This window comes from Crocinitomix catalasitica ATCC 23190 (genome assembly GCF_000621625.1).
GTDB lineage: Bacteria > Bacteroidota > Bacteroidia > Flavobacteriales_D > Crocinitomicaceae > Crocinitomix > Crocinitomix catalasitica.
In genome coordinates, this window is the sequence record NZ_JHXV01000021.1 from 1 (window position 1) to 18,815 (window position 18,815).

An 18,815-nucleotide genomic window follows, 5' to 3' on the forward strand; every position below is an offset into this window, starting at 1 on the left:
ATTACTGATCCGTTCATATCATCACCTGCACAAGTATGAATTGGAATCGTTAAATCGGCTGTGATCGGAGGCAATACATCAACATAAATAGAATCTATTGGAGAAACACACCCAGCAGGATCAGTTGCATACACATATATTTTTATTGGTGCGTCTGCAGCAGGTATAGTTTGAATTCTTGATTCATCTGCACCTGGAATTGACCAAGTATAATCGTGAGGTGACCCGTCCGAACTTTGTGCATAAATAGTTGCCGTTCCGTTTTGGCAGATTGTAGTATCCGGTGAAATAATTGCGATGCCATCCACCATTAAAATATCCATTGTTCCAGTTGCTTCGCATCCAAAATCACTTTCGGTGGTCAACGTCACCGAATACGTTCCTGGCCTGGCATATTCGTGAATTGGATTTTCATCGGTACTTGTTCCTCCATCCCCAAAGTTCCAATTCCAACTTACAATTTCATAAGGTTCTTCGATTGTAGAATGATCGTAGAATTCAACGGGATTATAATGACAACCTCCGGTTCCACCATCTTCTGATGAAATTCCTGTCACAACAAACTCAAAACTTACCTCAGGTGCCAAATATGGCGTAATTTCCTTTCTAATCGTATCTCTACAACCTGATGTACTAATCGCTATTAATTCGACTGTATATATTCCTTCGTCTAAATAAGCATGTGTTGGATCTTCCAAATCACTTATTCCGCCATCACCGAATAACCATTCATATTCATCCGCAATAACGAGGCCTAATGCGGCAGTTTCATTTTCGAATATTAAATCTTCATATAAACAATTGTTCACGTATGTAAAGTCTGGATTTAAGTCTCCAATTATTAATAAATCACGCATTGAATCCTTACATCCGAAATCATTTTCGACAATTAACTTAACCCAATATGATCCCCAATCTTCATAGATATGAATTGGACTTTCTTCCGTGCTAATTGTACCATCTCCAAATACCCAGCGCCAACTTGTAATTGGTGCTAATGGATCAAAAGTTGATAAATCGTTAAACTGAATCTCTTGGTTTGTACAAGAAACTGGGTTTCCTGAGACAATAAAAATTGTTTCTGATTCAATCTCAAAAACTGCATCTGGTGGATAATAAATTGTGAGCGTTGCAACGCTCGTATCATTGCATGAAGGATCAGTACTTAACCCTATTAACTCAACCAAATAGATGCCTGGATCAGCATAAGTATACGTCACGTCTTCGGTTAATAATTCAGCACCATCCCCTAAATTCCATATCCACTCGTATGGTTCATCATAGAACAAATCACTCGTATTGACTAATGAAATTGGAGATGGAAAACAAGGCGGAACTTCATTGTCAAAGCTAACGTCAAAAATGCCAGGTGAAAAATAATCATATCGTTCACAATATCCACGATTAGAATAAACAACACTAAATTCACCTTCACCATAAGGAATTGGCTCAAAATCAATAAAAATTTCTCCAATTAATGCTATACCATCCTTATACCACTGCCAAGTCCCGCCTTCTTCCTCCGTGATTCCCGACAGAATTAAATCATCTGTACACCATCCTCCTACCTTATCAAGATTAAAGAAATCAGCACTGTCAATTAATATTAATTCATCAATGAAATAATAATCTTCCACTCTAAAATCTGCCATCGAACATGGCCCTCCAATACTTATTGCATAAATATCTACGGAAGGCGTAAATGTCAATGTGAACTCTTGCCATGAACCTCCTAAATCATAAGCTACTAAAACGTCATCAAGTAATTCCCAAGAACCTATTCCATCAGGGCAATTGGTGCCAACCCAAGGCAAATCGACACAAGTTGTTGCGCCATAAATTGATAAATTCAAATCACTCACACCTGATCCGTAAGCCGTGAATAAATTTAATACATAGCTCGTTCCTGCAATCAAAGGTGCATCAAGACAAGCACCAACATATTCTGACCACTCAGCTGAATTTGCCCAAAAACCTACAAAAGCATCGCCATCACCTGGAATTGGTAAATCAGGCATTGTAATTCCTAAAAAACCCTCCATTAAACCACAAGTATGGTAATAATCAGTAGTTGGCTCGGAAGCTTGGATCCACGTTTCTGCACAAGTTAACATTCCTCTAACTTCAGGACAGCAAACGGTAACTTCAAAAGAAGGATTTGGAATCAAACTTGAACCAATAAGTGATACACATTCACAATCCTCCACATCGTTCAAATCAACCAAACCATCGCCATCATCGTCAATGCCATTATCGCATATTTCTTGCGTCAATCCGTTTAAAGAAAAGCAAGTAATGAATACGAGAATTAATAATCTAGACAATTTCATAGCAAACTGAATCACAACGAATTTACAATAAATAAGCTAATACTCAAAAACTACTTCAACACATTCACCATTCCTTCAAACCTAAAATGTTTGTCGGTTGATAAATCTTTCGCTTCTATGATCCAGACGTAAGTGCCATCTTGAACGATGCCTTGATTGCCATACCTTCCATCCCAAGCTTTGCTAACATCGTATGTTTCCCAAACCTTTTCGCCATAACGGTTGAAAATTGTCAGATGAAAATCGTAAACATCAAGGCCGTCCACATAGACTTGCCATGTATTGTTTCTAGTGTCCCCATCTGGTGTGAAGGCATTTGGCGCATAAAGGATATGTTCACGTTCTATGAACACCGTTAAAAGGGTTGAATCAATACACCCAAATTCGGTTGTTTCAATCATTGTAACCCAGTGATTGTTAACCTCTGGAGGATAAATTACTGTAACTAAAGAATCATTTTCCGCATAATCTGGGGCTCCTCTTGGCATGCGCCATTGGAATGAGCTATATGGATTTGGACTGATATTCACCAATTCAACTTGCGAATTCAATACAGTTGCTGGATTCGGTGTAATGTAAAACTCTGGTGTTGGTAAACCATAAATGATTATATAATTATTGACTGAAAAACTTGTCCAACAACCATCAATTGTTAGGACGTTTAATTTAATGGTATACCTACCTTCTGTTTCAAAAACATGCGCTGCCGATGGCCCAGAATAACGTTCGCCTTCAATAACCCATTCGTATTCAAGTATGGAGTCTACTGGTTCGGAAAGACTGGTAAATTCTACTGCTGTTCCGATACAACCAAAGGTTTTATCAGAGGTAAAAGCGGGAATTAGTGCCACATAAGTTGTTGCACAAAGTGTTAAAGGAGTTGTCTCACAGCCATCACTTATCGTCACACAATATTCGGTTGTTGTAAATGGGTTATGTGTTATTGTAGGTGCATTTACAGGCAGACTTAAACCATTCGCTGTCCAACTATAATTATAAGCACCATCACCGCCTATTGGAATTACTGATCCGTTCATATCATCACCAGCACAAGTATGAATTGGAATCGTTAAATCGCCAGTGAAAGGAGGCAATACATCAACATAAATCGAATCCATTGGAGAAACACACCCAGCAGGATCAGTTGCATACACATAAATCTTAATTGGTGCATCTGCAGCAGGAATAGTTTGAATTCTTGATTCATCTGAACCTGGAATTGACCAAGTATAATCGTGAGGTGATCCGTCCGAACTTTGTGCATAAACCGTTGCTGTTCCATTTTGGCAGATTGTAGTATCAGGTGAGACAATTGCAATACCATCAACCATTAGAATATCTATAGTTCCATTAGCTTCGCAACCTAAATCACTTTCGGTTGTCAATGACACAGTATATAAACCTGGAGCATCATAATCATGAACAGGATTTTCATCCGTACTCGTTGCGCCATCACCAAAATCCCAATTCCAACTTACTATTGTATAAGGATCATCGATTGATGAATGATCATAAAATTCAACGGGGTTATAAATACAACCTCCTGTTCCACCATCTTCCGATGAAATACCAGTGACAATAAATTCGATACCTACATCAGGAGATGGATAAGGTGTAATTTCATGTCTCATCGTGTCACGGCAACCAGATTCACTGATAGCGATTAATTCGACTGTATAAATTCCTTCATCCAAATAAGCATGTGTTGGATCTTCCAAATCACTTGTAGAGCCATCGCCAAAAAGCCATTCGTAACTGTCTACAGTCAAATCCGCCGAAGGTTCTGATTCATTAGTAAATATCAGTTCTTCAAAAACACAATTATTAATTACAGTAAATTCTGGATTTAATGCGGTGATGTAAATTGACAGTCTAAAGGAATCCCTACAACCAAATTCATTTTCAACATACAATTTAGTTCGATAAGTACCTATACCTACATAAATATGCACAGGATTTTCTTCATCACTTGTAGTACCATCGCCAAAATCCCAGTGCCAAATTGTAATTGGCGCTAACGGATCTGAAGTTGATAAATCATTAAATTGTAATTCTTGTTTAGTACAGGACGCTATGGATCCCCAAAAAAGAAAAGTTGTTTCTGATTCAATTTCGTATTCTGCATTTGGATTATCATAAACTATAATTTCATAAGAGGCCGTATCGGAACAAGATTCATCAGTACTGATTCCAATTAGGATCACCTCATATACGCCAGGGTCAATATATTCATAGGTTAATTCTTTGTCTTCCGAAAAAAATCCATCACCAAAACTCCATTGCCAACTTACAGGTCCCCAATGAATTGAATCCGTAAGATTACTAAAATTAACAGAGGTTGGGAAACATCCGGACAGTTCGTAATCAAAATTTACATCGAAAATACCAGGAGAAATATAATCATTGCGAATACAATAAGATTCATTTGAATATACTACACTATAAAGACCTTCGCCATATGGTATTGGGTCTAAAACATCTTCTGTTTCACCAATAAGCGCAATTCCATTTTTATACCATTGACATGTTCCTCCAGGTTCATCTCCTACACAAGAAAGTATTAAATCACCAGTACACCAACCACCGGATTCTTCCAAGATAAAAAATGATGTACTATCTACCAATACAAATTCATCAAAATAATAATAACTCGAACCGTACTCAGCAGTACAAGGCCAACAAAGTGCTATAGCCGCAATATCTTCGTCAGGTGTAATTGTCATGGTTACCTCAATCCATGACCTATCTTCAGGATAAGTAACCAAAACTTCTGATAAGATTTCCCATGACAATAATCCTTCAGGACAGTCGCCGTACCAAGCTAAATCAACACATGAAGTAGCTCCATAAACGGTTAAATCTAAATCCAAAAAACCACGGGAATAAGCTGTATAGAAGTTGAGTACATACGTACTACCAGATAAAAGAGGAGAATCCAAACAAGCACCTATATACTCGGTGCTAACCGCAAGTGGACTAGGGCTAAAATTTGCTCCTATTCCGACATATCCAAAACCATCCCCCGGTAAGGGAAAAGCAGGAGGAGGTTGGACGCCAAAATCTTCGCAATTCGTGTAGTAATCAGCAGAACCTACATCTGTCCATGCATCTGCGCAATTTAACATTCCAGGTCGATATGGACAACACAGCGAATCTTCAAATGAAGGATTTGGAATAAAGCTTGTTTCAATAAGACCCGTACATTCACAATCCTCAACATCATTCAAATCAACCAAACCATCGCCATCATCATCAATACCATTATCACAGATTTCTTGCGTCCATCCATTGAAGGAATAGCTTATTAAGCAAATTAAGATTAGAAATTTAGTAGCTTTCATAGCAGCATCAATCTAATAAAACTAAACTAATTTATTTTGCATCCAAAATAAAACTTAAAAAAACGCAAGAAATTAACAATCATAATATTAAGTGATAAATTTAAAAATCTTTTCCAATGCAAGCTTTAAATCATATGGCAATTCTTTCGTTATCCACGGATGACTGCTGCCAAAAACATGATCAGCACCTTTAATAATTTCAATTTCAGTTTCTGTCCAACGCGCTAACAAGAGGCCTTCTGAAATACTAACAGCCAAATCCATATCTCCATGAATTTGTAAAAATTTTTTCTTTAAACCCGATGCTGTTTTTTCAATATCTAATCCTCCTTTATGCTGTATAAAATCTTCATAAAAAGAATAATAATGTGGCATTTCTTGGTGCGTTCTTCCATTAAACACTGTGTAATACCCTGTTTCTTTCCATTCTTCAAGTGCTTCATCAGTTGGGAATCTATTTTCAATATTTGAAATTCCTGCAAGCGAAATTATTCCTTCAATATCAGGATGATTGTCTCCTCCTAAAATCACTATACCTCCGCCTCTGCTATGACCCAAAAGAAAAATTGGAATTTCTAATTCACACTCCTGCTCGACCATTCTTTTAGTTTCAGCGATAATAATATTTAAATCGTTCAACTCATAAGAATAACGATTATTCCCGAATGCTTCTAAATCATCAAAATCAATTGGATTGTCAACTGTACCACCGTTATGTGACATATTAAACTTAACGAATCCAACTCCTTTATCAACGAAATAATTCTCCATCAAGTTCCAAGCACCCCAATCTTTAAAACCTTTATAACCATGAACGAATATAATCATCGCTTTGGCGTCTTTTGGTATCCTACAATCGAATAGGCTTTTTCGGTTATCACTACCGATAAAAATTTTATTTTTAAATTCAATCAACATTCTTTTCCAACTTTGTCTATTAACTTCATATCTTTACATCTTAAATTTGAAGCGCATTAAAACTAATAAAATAAATATACTGCTTTTCTGCTTAATGCTAATTGCATCGAGTTGTGGAACGAGTTTTGGCGAAAAATACACGATCGGGAATCTTGAAATTTATTTTACAGAAGATATTTCAAATCGATACGTTGAAGGTTTAGGTAAATACTTTAACGATCATCACCTTATTCAAAACGAAACACATTCCGTTCAATTAACAAGCGACACAGAGTCGTTTATTCTGAAAATGGTATTAAATGATGAATATAAATCTTTGCCTTCAGCCCAAAAAAAGAATCTTGAATTATTAACGGCAGATTTACAGCACAAAGTATTTCGCGATCTACCTTTTAAAATACAGATTTGTGACATGAATTTTAACCCAATCGAGAAATAAGAAATGAAAATATCGGCCTCAATATATTCAGATAAAGAGAATAATATTCTATCGACCATTCATGCATTAAATGATTCGCATGTTGATATGATTCATGTTGACTGCAATGATGATTTAAATGTTTTTGCCGATATTCTTACAATTCAAAAAAATTCACAAATTCCAATAGACCTTCATATAATCACTGAGAATGCGGATAGATTTTATCCAACTTTGGCTGAATTTGATATAGAATATGTCACTTTTCAATATGAGGATTTAAAAGATAAAAACCTTAAGATTCCAAAAGAATTTACAGGACAATTGGGCCTAGCGATAACATCGAATACACCAATTGATGTATTTGATCAATACGCGAATGAATTCGATTTTATTCTTTTCATGGCTACTGTTCCAGGACAAAGTGGTGGAAAATTTGATAAAATCAATTTTAGAAGAATCCGAGAATTTCAAACGAAATATCCGGGTAAAAAAGTCCATGTTGATGGCGGTGTAAATGGCGAAGTTTCTTTTATACTAAGGAATATGGGGGTCTACGCTTCTGTTTCAGGATCGTATCTCTTCAATTCAGCTACTATCAATACGGCTTTACTCAATTTGAAGTTGAATGAAATAGAATCAAACTTTTTAGTAAAAGATTTTATGAGAGATTTAAACGAATCTCCAGTCATTTATTCGAATAATTTAAACCTAAAAGAAACTTTAAAATCAATTGACACGGGTAATCTAGGTTTTACACTTGTTTTAGAAGAAGACAATACATTGATTGGAATTATTGGTAATGGTGATCTTCGAAGAGGATTATTACAAAATTTAGATAATTTAAACCAATTGAATCCAGCTGATTTAATTAACCAAACCCCACTCGTAATTGATGAAAACTATACAGTTTATCAATTATTGAGATTCATCAAAAAAGAAACACGACCTGTACTCTATTTACCAGTTATCAACAAAGATAAAAAAGCAGTAGGTACAGTTAATTTTATAAATTTAATAAAAGGAGAAATATGATAATTCACTTGAACAAAAATATTGGTGAAAACAAAGCTAAAGAAGCGGCAGCTAAAATGAATTCTTTTCTCATTATTGAGGAAGATAAATATGTTCTAGTTTCATCTTCTGGTTTAAAAGAGGTTGCTCCTGAATATCAAAATGATGTGCTTGAAAGTTTTACTTTCGATTCAGACATTCAAATGGCTTCAAGATCATACCAAAGCGAAACAAGAGCCGTTAAGATTGGTGATGTGACGATAGGTGGTGACTCTGGAAATACAATAATGATCGCTGGACCGTGTTCTGTTGAATCAGAAGAGCAGATTCAAGAATCATCTAATTTATTAAAATCACTAAACTTAACGACTTTAAGAGGTGGTTGTTATAAACCACGTACTTCTCCATATAGTTTTCAAGGATTAGGTCTAGAAGGCTTAAAATTACTTCGGAAAATGAAGGAAGAGCACGGCCTTAATGTAATCACAGAAGTGCGCGATGCAACACATGTTGAAGAAGTGATTGAATACTCTGATGTTATTCAAATTGGTGCCAAAGCAATGTACGATCAAGGAATTCTGCGTGCTTGTGCGAAAACACAAAAGCCAGTAATGATTAAACGTGGTTTTGGATCGACTTTACAAGAATTTGTTCAATGTGCTGAATTTGTTTTATCGGGTGGCAATCCTAATGTTATTCTTTGTGAAAGAGGTTTAAGAACTTTTGAAACGAAGACACGATTCACATTAGATTTATGTGGTGTTGCTTATTTAAAAGAATATACTAATTGTCCTATAATTCTTGATCCTAGCCACGCTATGGGTCATGCTTATGGTGTTCCTGATTTAACAAGAGCTTGTTTAGCAATGGGAGTTGATGGATTAATTATTGAAGTTCATCCAAATCCTAAAGTTGCAAAATCAGATGCTTCTCAACAGTTGAATCATAACGAATTCAAGACATTATTAAATACCTTACACCCAGTTGCAAACGCAGTGGGGAAAAATATTATTTAAGCCCACTATTCTCATGAATACTTACAATAGAAATTTAGACTACTTAACTTATCAAAGGGGATTAACCTTTGGTAAGTTAGAGGAGCTATTAGCCATGCCAAAAGTTAGCTTAATGGAACCTGGTCCAGATGAATTGATAAGGGTAGCAGATTTCTTTGGCGTAAGCTTAGAAGTCTTGCTTAGACATGAAATTAATAAACTAGACGACGTCAATGCGAAAGACATCAAGTTAATAATTCTTGATGTTGACGGTACTATGACGGATGGTGGAATGTATTTCTCTGAAAACGGTGACCAGATAAAAAAATACAATACCAAAGATGGAATGGCGATTAAGCGACTTTCAAAAACAGGCGTTCAATTTGGTATCATTTCACATGGACATAAATTAAACATGGTACAAGATCGTGCTAATTTACTTGGTATTCAACATGTTTATGTTGGACAAGACAAGAAGACTCATGTACTTCAACAGTGGTGTTCTACTTTAAATTTACAACCATCTCAAGTAGCTTTTGTTGGTGACGACATCAATGATTTAGAGATTATGCAAACTGTTGGTATCTCTGCTTGTCCAAATGATGCTGTTCTTGAAATTCAAAAAATATCCAGCATTATACTGACTAAAAAAGGCGGACAAGGTTGTATTAGAGAATTTATTGATGTCTGGTTTAATGATGTCAAATAAGAAACTCATTATTATTGCTGGTCCTACTGCAATTGGAAAAACAGCACTAAGTATCCGCCTTGCAAAACATTATCAGTGCCCTATTCTATCATTTGATTCGCGTCAAATATATAAAGAGATGAATATTGGTACCGCAAAACCCAGTACGGAAGAATTAGCAGCGGCCGAGCATCATTTTATTGGTACTCATTCTATTCACGAACGTTATACAGCGGGTATTTTTGAAAAAGAAGCACTTGAAACTTTAGATAAAATATTTGAAACGAACGAATATTGCATTGCTGTTGGTGGTAGCGGACTATACATTAATGCCTTGGCGTATGGAATAGATGACATTCCTTCAAATGAAGCAATTCGAGCTAGGTTAAAAGAAGAATGGCAAACATTTGGTCTTGAAAAATTGGCGCAAAAAGTCAAAGACGTTGATCCAGAATATTATGAAATCGGCGATATGCAAAACTCTAGAAGAGTAATTAGAGCCCTTGAAACATTCGAATTAACCCATGAAAAGTACTCCGAATTAAGAAAAAAAACAGCTAAAAAAAGACCATTTCAAATGGCATGGATTGGATTAAATACAGATAGAGAAATCTTATTCAACCAAATCAATTCACGTGTAGAGATTATGGTAAAAAAGGGTTTGATTGAAGAAGTTAAATCGCTTGAACCTTTCAATCAATTAAAAGCACTTAAAACAGTAGGTTATAGCGAGTTATTTTCATATTTAAAAAATGAAATCCCCTTAGAAGAAGCCATTCGTCTAATTCAAAGAAACACGCGTCATTTTGCAAAAAGGCAAGTCACTTGGTTTGCTAAAAACACATCCGTCAATTGGTTTAAACCAGATCAAGATGAAGATATAACTCACAAAATAAATCAGATTTTTTTGCCTTAAAATTTCCCTAATTGCTTTTAAGTTATAATTTTGTATTCAGTATAATAATAAATAAAACAGGTAAAGATGAATGATAGAAATGATGAAGTTTTTTCGAAAAGAGTAAAGGCTGGAAAACGAACTTACTTCTTTGACGTAAAAACAACCCGAGGAAAAGATTTGTATTTAACAATTACAGAAAGTAAAAGAACTGGGGATTACGAAGGGACACCTGAATACGAGAAGCACAAAATATTCCTATACAAAGAGGATTTTGATAAATTTTCTGACGGAATGGGAGAAGCATTAGACAAAATCAAAAGTCTTTGGGAAACTGGTGAGTATAAAAAACCTGAAGAAGAAGACGAATACAATACAACTAAAGAAGAAGTTACTTTCGAAGAATTGTAAGCCTCACTTTAGCTAAACATATTTAAAAGCCTCAACAAATTGTTGAGGCTTTTTTTTGTTCGAATGAAATGCGAAAATTCCTTATCTTTGCAAAATAGTTATGAATCAGTATAAAAAAGTTGCTTTTTACACCTTAGGATGTAAGCTAAATTTCTCAGAAACCTCTACCATCTCTCGTAATTTCGAAGAAGAGGGTTACGCTAAAGTTGATTTTAACGATCAACCTGATATTTTCGTTATCAACACTTGTTCGGTGACTGAAAATGCAGATAAGAAGTGTAGACAGATAGTAAAAAAGGCGCTCAAAGTCAATCCTAACGCTTTTGTAACGATGATTGGGTGCTATGCACAGCTTAAACCCGAAGAAATCAGCCATATTCCTGGTGTTGATTTAGTCTTAGGAGCAAATGAAAAGTTTAATATTCTTGCCCATGTCGAGGAATTAGAGAAGAATGAAACCGCACGTGTAGAAGCTATAAACATCAAGGAAACAAAAGACTTTATTCCTTCTTTCAGCATTGGTGATCGTACTCGTTCTTTCTTAAAAGTTCAGGATGGCTGTGATTATTTCTGCACATTTTGTACAATTCCATTAGCGAGAGGTAAAAGTAGGAATGCAAATATCGCAGAAACGATTGAAGAAGCGAATAAAATTGCGGATACAGAAATCAAAGAAGTTGTGTTAACAGGCGTTAATATTGGTGATTTTGGTCAAGGTGGTGATGAGAACTTTTACGAACTCGTTCAACAGTTAGATCAAGTTGAAGGTATTGACCGTTTTAGAATATCATCGATTGAACCCAATTTATTAAGCAATGAGATCATCGATTTCGTTAGCACATCAAACAGATTTGTTCCTCACTTCCACATTCCATTGCAGTCAGGTTCTGACGAATTGCTTAAGAAGATGCGCCGAAAATATTTAACGGCTTTATATACTGAACGTGTTGAACAGATTAAATCGACAATGCCGAACGCATGTATTGGTGTTGATGTAATTGTTGGATTCCCTGGTGAATCAGATGAAGAATTTATGAAAACAGTTACTTTCTTAAATGAATTAGATATTTCATATCTTCATGTTTTTACCTATTCGGAAAGAGCGAATACAACTGCAAAAAAAATGGAGAATGCTGTTCCAATGCATATTCGTCGAGAAAGAAGTAAACAGCTTCATATCTTATCAGAAAAGAAAAAAAGAGCATTCTACGAATCTCAAATAGGCACTGAGTGGCGTGTATTGTTTGAAGCTGAAGAGAACGAAGGTGTAATGTATGGTTTCACGGAAAACTATGTCAAAGTAAAAACAGCCTTTAATCCTACGCTGATTAATCAAACGGTGAAAGTTAAACTAGAAACGATTGACAGTTCTGGTTTTATGGCCATTGAATTATTAGAGAAAATCGTTCCTTGTTAAACACAAAAAAACATCAACCCAACTAAGGATTGATGCTCTATCTTTAAAATTTATTGGCGAATTAAAATTCAGCCAAAGTTTTATCTATAATTGAAATACAATCTATTAATTCATCTTTTGTCATCACCAATGGTGGTGCAAAACGAATGATATTACCATGTGTTGGCTTCGCTAATAAACCATTATCACGTAATTTTAAACAGATATTCCAAGCAGTCTCACTTTCTTCACTATCGTTAATTACCACTGCATTCAACAATCCTTTACCACGTACCAATTTAACAATTGGGTATTTAGCAACTAATTTGTGAATTTCATCTCTAAAAAACTGACCTAATTCTTCTGCTTTTTCAGCTAGATTTTCATCTTTCACAACCTCAAGCGCAGCCATTGCAACAGCAGCACCAACTGGATTCCCACCAAAAGTAGAACCATGTTGACCTGGCTTAATTACTCCCATCACTGTATCATTAGCTAAAACAGCAGAAACTGGATAAACACCTCCTGAAATTGCTTTCCCTAAGATTAAGATATCTGGCTCTACCTCTTCGTGATCAACAGCTAATAATTTTCCTGTTCTAGCAATCCCTGTTTGCACTTCATCAGCGATAAATAATACGCCACTTGCTTTACACAATTCTTTTGCTTCTGATAAATAGTTATCATCGGGAACATATACTCCCGCTTCACCTTGAATAGGTTCTACCATAAATCCAGCAACGTTCTCTTCAGCTAAAGCTTTTTCTAAAGCTTCAATATCATTGTAAGGAATTTTTATAAATCCTGGTGTATAAGGACCGAAGTTCTTTCTTGCATTTTCATCGTTAGAAAATGATATAATTGTTGTAGTTCGTCCGTGAAAATTGTTTTCACAAACAATAATATTTGCTTCATTTTCTGGAATACCATTCTTCTCGTATGCCCATTTACGACAAAGTTTAATTGCTGTCTCAACAGCCTCTGCCCCTGTATTCATTGGTAATATTTTATCAAAACCAAAATACTCAGTTACATATTTTTCGAATTGACCAAGTACATTATTGTGAAATGCACGAGAAGTTAGCGTTAACGTTCTAGCTTGGTTTACCATCGCATCTACAATTCTAGGATGACAATGACCTTGGTTTACTGCTGAATATGCTGATAAAAAATCATAATACTTTTTACCTTCAACATCCCAAACATATACTCCTTCTCCTCTTTCTAATACCACTGGTAATGGATGATAATTATGTGCGCCATGCTTATCCTCCATTTCAATTAATTGCGCTGAAGATAATTTTTCTAAAGTTTTCATAGTGTTTTACTTGCTAATGATTAATAAATCTTATTTATGCTTTAGGTTCATCACGGAGAATACCCATCCTTTCCTCAATATTGGAGAGAAATCATCCTGTTGCAAAGATAAAAAAAATATTCCGTCTTAAATTTCATTTTGAACTTATAACATCATTAACGAAGTTTAAAAGAATACTAATTCTTCCAAATCTTGCTTATAAATTTGAGTACTTTTGTTCTTGTGACGAATAAAACGGACGAATATTTAACAATTTCTGAAATCAGTGAAGGATTTTACAAAGAGAAGGGATCAAAATTCCTAGCCTTTGTTATTCCGTGTAAAACAGAGGATAAAGCCAAAGAATACATTGATAAATTCAGAAAAGAACATCACAACGCTTGTCATGTGTGTTTTGCTTGGCGATTCGGAACTGAAAAGTTTCACGACCGTTATTCTGATGATGGAGAACCGAATAATTCAGCTGGAAAACCAATTTTCGGACAAATTATTGCTTTCGACCTGACTAATGTACTTATTGCTGTTGTCCGTTATTATGGAGGCACAAACTTAGGTGTAGGCGGATTGGTTAATGCTTACAAAACAAGTGCAAAAGAAGCCTTGAAGATTGCTAAAATCCGAAAGCGATCTATCTCTAATTATTATGAAATCACTTATAATTATAGCGAAACAGGTGCTGTAATGAGCTTACTCAATAAGTTTGACGCGTCTATTAAATCACAGAATTTTGACGACTCTTTGCCTTCAATTACTGTGTTTTTACCAAGAATGAAAAGCGAAGGCATGGTTGCTGCTTTTGAACTTTTGATCAATATTAATATAAAACTGATTTATACAAGATAATGGAACTTTTACAAAAATTAATCGCCATAAGAGGCACGAGCGGTGATGAGTCTGAAATTAAGAACTATATAAAGGCTTATGTGATGGAGAATTTGGGCAATTGGAAAGTTCAACCAGAAATAATTGATGGTGATGGTTTTCAAGATGCATTAATCCTTGTGTTTGGTAAACCACGTACGGCTATTTTTGCGCATACAGACACCATTGGCTTTACTGTTGGATACAATAATCAATTGATAAAAATAGGTGGACCAGTTATTCAAGAAGGTTTAGCTTTAGTTGGAAGTGATAGTTCTGGAGAAATTGAAACAGAACTTATGGTCATCGAAAATGAAGTTGGTCAAACTTTTTACAAATGTGTTTATGACAGAGTAATTGATAGAGGAACACCGCTTTCATTCAAACCTAATTTCAGAAATGAAACCCATTCAATTAGTACACCATATCTGGACAATAGACTAGGTGTTTGGTCGGCTCTTCGTGTCGCTGAAAATTTAGAAGATGGTGCTATTGTATTTTCTACATACGAAGAACACGGTGGTGGATCTGTCGGTTTTTTAGGCAAGTATTTACTTGAAAAGCACAACATAAAACAAGCATTAATATCAGATATCACTTGGGTTACAGATGGTGTTCAACACGGAAAAGGTGTCGCCATTTCAATGAGAGATCAAGGCATTCCTAGACGTGTGTTTTTGAATAAAATTATTGCCATTGCTAAAGATTCAAAAATTCCTTATCAACTTGAAGTGGAGAGTGCAGGAGGTAGTGATGGAACAATGCTTCAAAAAACATCTTTGCCGTTTGATTGGTGCTTCATTGGCGCACCAGAAAACAATGTTCACTCTCCAGATGAAACGGTCTACAAAAATGACATTAACGCAATGGTTGCCATGTATGAATTGCTAATGCTAGAACTCTGATTGGGTGGAATTAGGAATTTAAGCATTTCACTGTTCACATCTTTTTATCTTCTATTCCTTAATTCCCTTATTTTTTTTCGTAAATTGTTAAATACTATTACGAGAAAACATGAGATATTTATTGACACTTTTTGCTATATTATCAATTGCAATTGTTTCCTTCAGTCAAAAAAAACAGAGTTTTATAGGAGCTGGTAATAATCAAGGAATCTCTGTTAGCTCAAGTAATTCAGCAAAATTATACGAGGGTGAATTTACTGCAAGCGATGAGAACACTATAAACGGTGAAGGTTTAATCGCAAAAAAAATTGAAGCAGCACGTTTTTTATCTCAGGCTACTTTTGGAGCGAATCCAGAATTGGTTCAAACTGTTGCAGATATTGGAATTGAAAAATGGTTAACTAAACAATTCAATACGCCTGCTAGTAATCTCTCCAAATCAATTCAAGAAGTTTATACCATTTGTTTTGATCTTCATTTAGAAAGAGGACGTGATTCTATTTCGTACCCTACTCGCCCACAAGCTTATCAACTTGATTATGCTTGGTGGGACATGACTATTAGGGGTGATGACTTATTAAGACAACGAATGGCCTATGCATTAAGTGAAATATTGGTCATTTCTACAGAATCAAACATTGGAGGTTACGGCTTAGCAATGGCTAATTATTATGACATTCTATTGAGCAATGCATTCGGTAATTACCGAGATATATTAGGTGAAATATCAAAACACCCGGCAATGGGTGTTTATTTGAGTCATTTGAATAATGCAAAGTCGAATGAAGATCGAAATACTTTTCCTGATGAGAATTTTGCGCGAGAAATAATGCAACTTTTTTCAATTGGTTTAAATATGCTAAATGATGACGGCTCATTAAAACTCGATAATGACGGGAAGGCAATTCCTACATACGACAACGATGACATCAAAGAATTTGCTAAAATATTTACTGGTTTTGGTATAGGTGCTAGAAAAGATGGAGAAGAACCTGAGTTTTGGAATAGTATTTATATTGCTGATGTAACTAAGCCGATGTTAATGCATGAGGACTATCATGAGGAAGGTCCAAAATATTTACTAAATGGTTATACAATTCCAGGTGGACAAACAGGTGTTAAAGATGTCGAAGATGCTTTAGACCATATCTTTAACCACCCGAATGTAGGTCCATTTATTTGTCTAAGATTAATTCAGCATTTTATCAAATCGAATCCAACACCTGGCTACATCGAGAATGTGGTTAAAGTTTTTAATAACGACGGCAATGATGTTCGTGGGAATATGCAAGCGGTTTTAAAAGCTATTCTGATGCACCCCGAGGCAAGAGATTGTGAGTGGATCTCAAACGCGGCGCAAGGAAAATTAAAAGAACCTATTTTGAGGGTAACAGGGTTTACAAGACAATTTGCGGGTACATCTTCTTATGATAAGTATTGGAACTATTCGTATAATCTAATAAACGATTTAGATCAACACCCACTGCACTCTCCTACCGTTTTTAATTTTTTTAATCCGTTTTATAGTCCAAATGGGCCATTAGGTGATGCTGATTTAATGGGGCCTGAATTTGAAATTCATGATTCTCGTACAAGCATCAACTTTGCTAACCATGTTTATTATTGGGTGGAATGGGAATATTTATTGGTTTGTCGAGCAGATGATGTACCAGAAGGCAGTGACAATGTTGTTCCCACCGACCTCTCCAATTTAATGACATACGCGCACGATGCAGATGTTTTGCTAGATCATTTAGATATTTATTTGTGTAATGGTCAAATGTCTGATCGAACAAGGGGAATTATTAAAGAAACAATCAACAAATATGATTTAACGCTTAGTGGTGCTTATTCTAGAATACAATTGGCTACTTATTTAATATTAATAAGTCCTGATTTTACGATATTAAACTAATACAATATGAAAGAGACTCCAGAAAATTCGAGAAGGAAATTTTTAAGACAACTCGGTCTTGCCAGTGCTCTAGGATTGGTTTCACCAGCATCTGCAATGGTGCAATTAAAATCGTTAAACTCTTTAATGAGCATGCCACCACCAGAACCCTTTGGCGACTATAAAGCAATGGTTTGTCTATTTCTTCATGGCGGCAACGACTCATATAATATGTTAATTCCCAATACATTATCTGAATACAATCATTATTTTGATACACGATCGAACCTAGCAATTGATCGACCTGATTTACTCCCTATTGGTTCTGGTGATTTTGGTCTGAATCCAAATTTACCAGACGTTAGAGATATGTTTAATGCTGGTGACTTAGCCTTTATGGCCAATGTCGGAACTTTGGTAGAACCTACTACCGTGGCTAGTTATAATGATAGATCAGCGAATTTACCGCTCGGCTTATTCTCTCATCTCGACCAATATAAACATTGGCAAACGGCTCGACCACATGAGCGTGTTGGCAAAGGATGGGGCGGCTACATGGCGGACTTACTAGATTATACGAATATGAATGAGAATATTTCGATGAATATCTCCATGTCTGGAACAAATATTTTTCAAAATGGAGCGAATTCAATTCCTTTTTCAATGAATCAAAGCGGTCCAACTTTACCAATTAATTATGACGAAGAATATGGTCACAACCCTGACAGAAGAGCCGCCGTTGACTCACTTTTAAATTATACATTTTCGGATCCTTTCAAACATACATATTCTAACACATTGAATAGTGCGATTGTTGCAGGATCGGAATTTAAAGAGGTAATTGATAGACTTCCTGAGTTTGATACAAGTTTTAGCGCACATCGATTATCGCAAGAATTTAAAATGGTTGCTAAATCTATTTCCGCGCGGGGCAGTTTAGGTTTCGAACGACAAATATTTTTCTTGCAAATTGGAGGATGGGATCACCATGACCAATTAATATTAGATCATGGTACAGCGCTATCTGTCGTAAACAACGCATTAGTTGAATTCAAGAATGTACTGAATGAAATGGGGGTTTTTAACGACGTTACTACCTTTGTAGGATCTGAGTTTGCTAGAAAATTACAATCAAATGGAAACGGAAGTGATCATGGTTGGGGCGGAAACTCAATGATTATGGGCGGAAACGTTAATGGAAATCGTATTTATGGTACCTACCCTACATTAGAGATTGACGGACCAGATTATATACATGGAGGTGTTATTATTCCAACAACCGCAACAGATTCAATGTTCGCGGAATTAGCACTTTGGTATGGGATTGATCCAGCAGACTTGTCGACTGTTTTTCCGAATCTCGGTAATTTCCATACCGTAGCAGATTTATCAACTGACACACCACCAATTGGATTTATGAATATGTAAATT

15 protein-coding genes are annotated in these 18,815 nt (G+C 35.6%); 11 read left to right on the top strand and 4 right to left on the bottom strand.

Annotated elements, in window-relative coordinates:
• The 3 genes from T367_RS22280 to T367_RS22285 form a co-directional block, all read right to left on the bottom strand.
• A partial coding sequence (locus T367_RS22280) for a PKD domain-containing protein (protein ID WP_035843679.1) occupies positions 1-2,330 on the bottom strand: 2,330 nt, incomplete at its 3' end.
• Between the two features lie 50 nt (positions 2,331-2,380).
• A complete protein-coding gene (locus tag T367_RS0112500; RefSeq protein ID WP_027420155.1) occupies positions 2,381-5,671 on the bottom strand; it encodes a T9SS C-terminal target domain-containing protein in 3,291 nt (1,096 codons plus the stop codon).
• 87 nt (positions 5,672-5,758) lie between these two features.
• Positions 5,759-6,589 (bottom strand): alpha/beta hydrolase family protein, encoded by an 831-nt coding sequence (locus T367_RS22285; protein ID WP_035843684.1) that lies wholly within the window; start codon positions 6,587-6,589, stop codon positions 5,759-5,761.
• Between the two features lie 46 nt (positions 6,590-6,635).
• Here T367_RS22285 and T367_RS0112510 point away from each other — a divergent pair, with 46 nt between their 5' ends.
• From T367_RS0112510 to mtaB, 7 genes are all read left to right on the top strand, one after another.
• Complete coding sequence (locus tag T367_RS0112510) at positions 6,636-7,028, top strand: hypothetical protein (protein WP_157454223.1); 393 nt, start codon at positions 6,636-6,638, stop codon at positions 7,026-7,028.
• A 3-nt stretch (positions 7,029-7,031) separates the two neighbouring features.
• Positions 7,032-8,042, top strand: coding sequence for a CBS domain-containing protein (locus T367_RS0112515; protein WP_027420157.1), 1,011 nt, complete (start codon positions 7,032-7,034; stop codon positions 8,040-8,042).
• Complete coding sequence (gene aroF, locus T367_RS0112520) at positions 8,039-9,037, top strand: 3-deoxy-7-phosphoheptulonate synthase (protein WP_027420158.1); 999 nt, start codon at positions 8,039-8,041, stop codon at positions 9,035-9,037. The genes T367_RS0112515 and aroF overlap by 4 nt, the downstream gene beginning before the upstream one ends.
• 13 nt (positions 9,038-9,050) lie before the next feature.
• Entirely contained in the window at positions 9,051-9,725 is a 675-nt protein-coding gene (locus T367_RS22290; RefSeq protein WP_051568533.1) for a KdsC family phosphatase, read from the top strand.
• A complete protein-coding gene (miaA, locus tag T367_RS0112530) occupies positions 9,700-10,620 on the top strand; it encodes a tRNA (adenosine(37)-N6)-dimethylallyltransferase MiaA (RefSeq protein ID WP_027420159.1) in 921 nt (306 codons plus the stop codon). Before T367_RS22290 ends, miaA begins: the two co-directional genes overlap by 26 nt.
• A 66-nt stretch (positions 10,621-10,686) precedes the next feature.
• Positions 10,687-11,010, top strand: a complete 324-nt coding sequence (locus tag T367_RS0112535; RefSeq protein ID WP_035843692.1) for a DUF3276 family protein — start codon at positions 10,687-10,689, stop codon at positions 11,008-11,010.
• A gap of 100 nt (positions 11,011-11,110) precedes the next feature.
• Complete coding sequence (gene mtaB, locus T367_RS0112540) at positions 11,111-12,427, top strand: tRNA (N(6)-L-threonylcarbamoyladenosine(37)-C(2))-methylthiotransferase MtaB (RefSeq protein WP_027420161.1); 1,317 nt, start codon at positions 11,111-11,113, stop codon at positions 12,425-12,427.
• Between the two features lie 61 nt (positions 12,428-12,488).
• Here mtaB and rocD read toward each other — a convergent pair whose 3' ends face one another.
• The gene (rocD, locus tag T367_RS0112545) at positions 12,489-13,724 is read right to left on the bottom strand and encodes an ornithine--oxo-acid transaminase (RefSeq protein ID WP_027420162.1); all 1,236 of its coding nucleotides are present in this window, start codon (positions 13,722-13,724) and stop codon (positions 12,489-12,491) included.
• A gap of 204 nt (positions 13,725-13,928) precedes the next feature.
• Here rocD and T367_RS0112550 point away from each other — a divergent pair, with 204 nt between their 5' ends.
• The 4 genes from T367_RS0112550 (at position 13,929) to T367_RS0112565 (ending at position 18,812) form a co-directional block, all read left to right on the top strand.
• The gene (locus T367_RS0112550; RefSeq protein WP_245593052.1) at positions 13,929-14,567 is read left to right on the top strand and encodes an IMPACT family protein; all 639 of its coding nucleotides are present in this window, start codon (positions 13,929-13,931) and stop codon (positions 14,565-14,567) included.
• Positions 14,567-15,490, top strand: coding sequence for a M20/M25/M40 family metallo-hydrolase (locus T367_RS0112555; protein ID WP_027420164.1), 924 nt, complete (start codon positions 14,567-14,569; stop codon positions 15,488-15,490). Before T367_RS0112550 ends, T367_RS0112555 begins: the two co-directional genes overlap by 1 nt.
• A gap of 109 nt (positions 15,491-15,599) precedes the next feature.
• Complete coding sequence (locus T367_RS22295; protein WP_051568534.1) at positions 15,600-17,405, top strand: DUF1800 domain-containing protein; 1,806 nt, start codon at positions 15,600-15,602, stop codon at positions 17,403-17,405.
• A 6-nt stretch (positions 17,406-17,411) separates the two neighbouring features.
• Positions 17,412-18,812, top strand: a complete 1,401-nt coding sequence (locus tag T367_RS0112565) for a DUF1501 domain-containing protein (protein ID WP_027420165.1) — start codon at positions 17,412-17,414, stop codon at positions 18,810-18,812.
• The last annotated feature ends 3 nt before the right edge of the window (positions 18,813-18,815 follow it).

Coding starts and splice junctions, on each gene's coding strand:
- T367_RS0112500 (WP_027420155.1), bottom strand. CDS start 5,671: ATGAAAGCTACTAAATTTCTAATCTTAATTTGCTTAATAAGCTATTCC.
- T367_RS22285 (WP_035843684.1), bottom strand. CDS start 6,589: ATGTTGATTGAATTTAAAAATAAAATTTTTATCGGTAGTGATAACCGA.
- T367_RS0112515 (WP_027420157.1), top strand. CDS start 7,032: ATGAAAATATCGGCCTCAATATATTCAGATAAAGAGAATAATATTCTA.
- aroF (WP_027420158.1), top strand. CDS start 8,039: ATGATAATTCACTTGAACAAAAATATTGGTGAAAACAAAGCTAAAGAA.
- T367_RS22290 (WP_051568533.1), top strand. CDS start 9,051: ATGAATACTTACAATAGAAATTTAGACTACTTAACTTATCAAAGGGGA.
- miaA (WP_027420159.1), top strand. CDS start 9,700: ATGTCTGGTTTAATGATGTCAAATAAGAAACTCATTATTATTGCTGGT.
- T367_RS0112535 (WP_035843692.1), top strand. CDS start 10,687: ATGAATGATAGAAATGATGAAGTTTTTTCGAAAAGAGTAAAGGCTGGA.
- mtaB (WP_027420161.1), top strand. CDS start 11,111: ATGAATCAGTATAAAAAAGTTGCTTTTTACACCTTAGGATGTAAGCTA.
- rocD (WP_027420162.1), bottom strand. CDS start 13,724: ATGAAAACTTTAGAAAAATTATCTTCAGCGCAATTAATTGAAATGGAG.
- T367_RS0112555 (WP_027420164.1), top strand. CDS start 14,567: ATGGAACTTTTACAAAAATTAATCGCCATAAGAGGCACGAGCGGTGAT.
- T367_RS22295 (WP_051568534.1), top strand. CDS start 15,600: ATGAGATATTTATTGACACTTTTTGCTATATTATCAATTGCAATTGTT.
- T367_RS0112565 (WP_027420165.1), top strand. CDS start 17,412: ATGAAAGAGACTCCAGAAAATTCGAGAAGGAAATTTTTAAGACAACTC.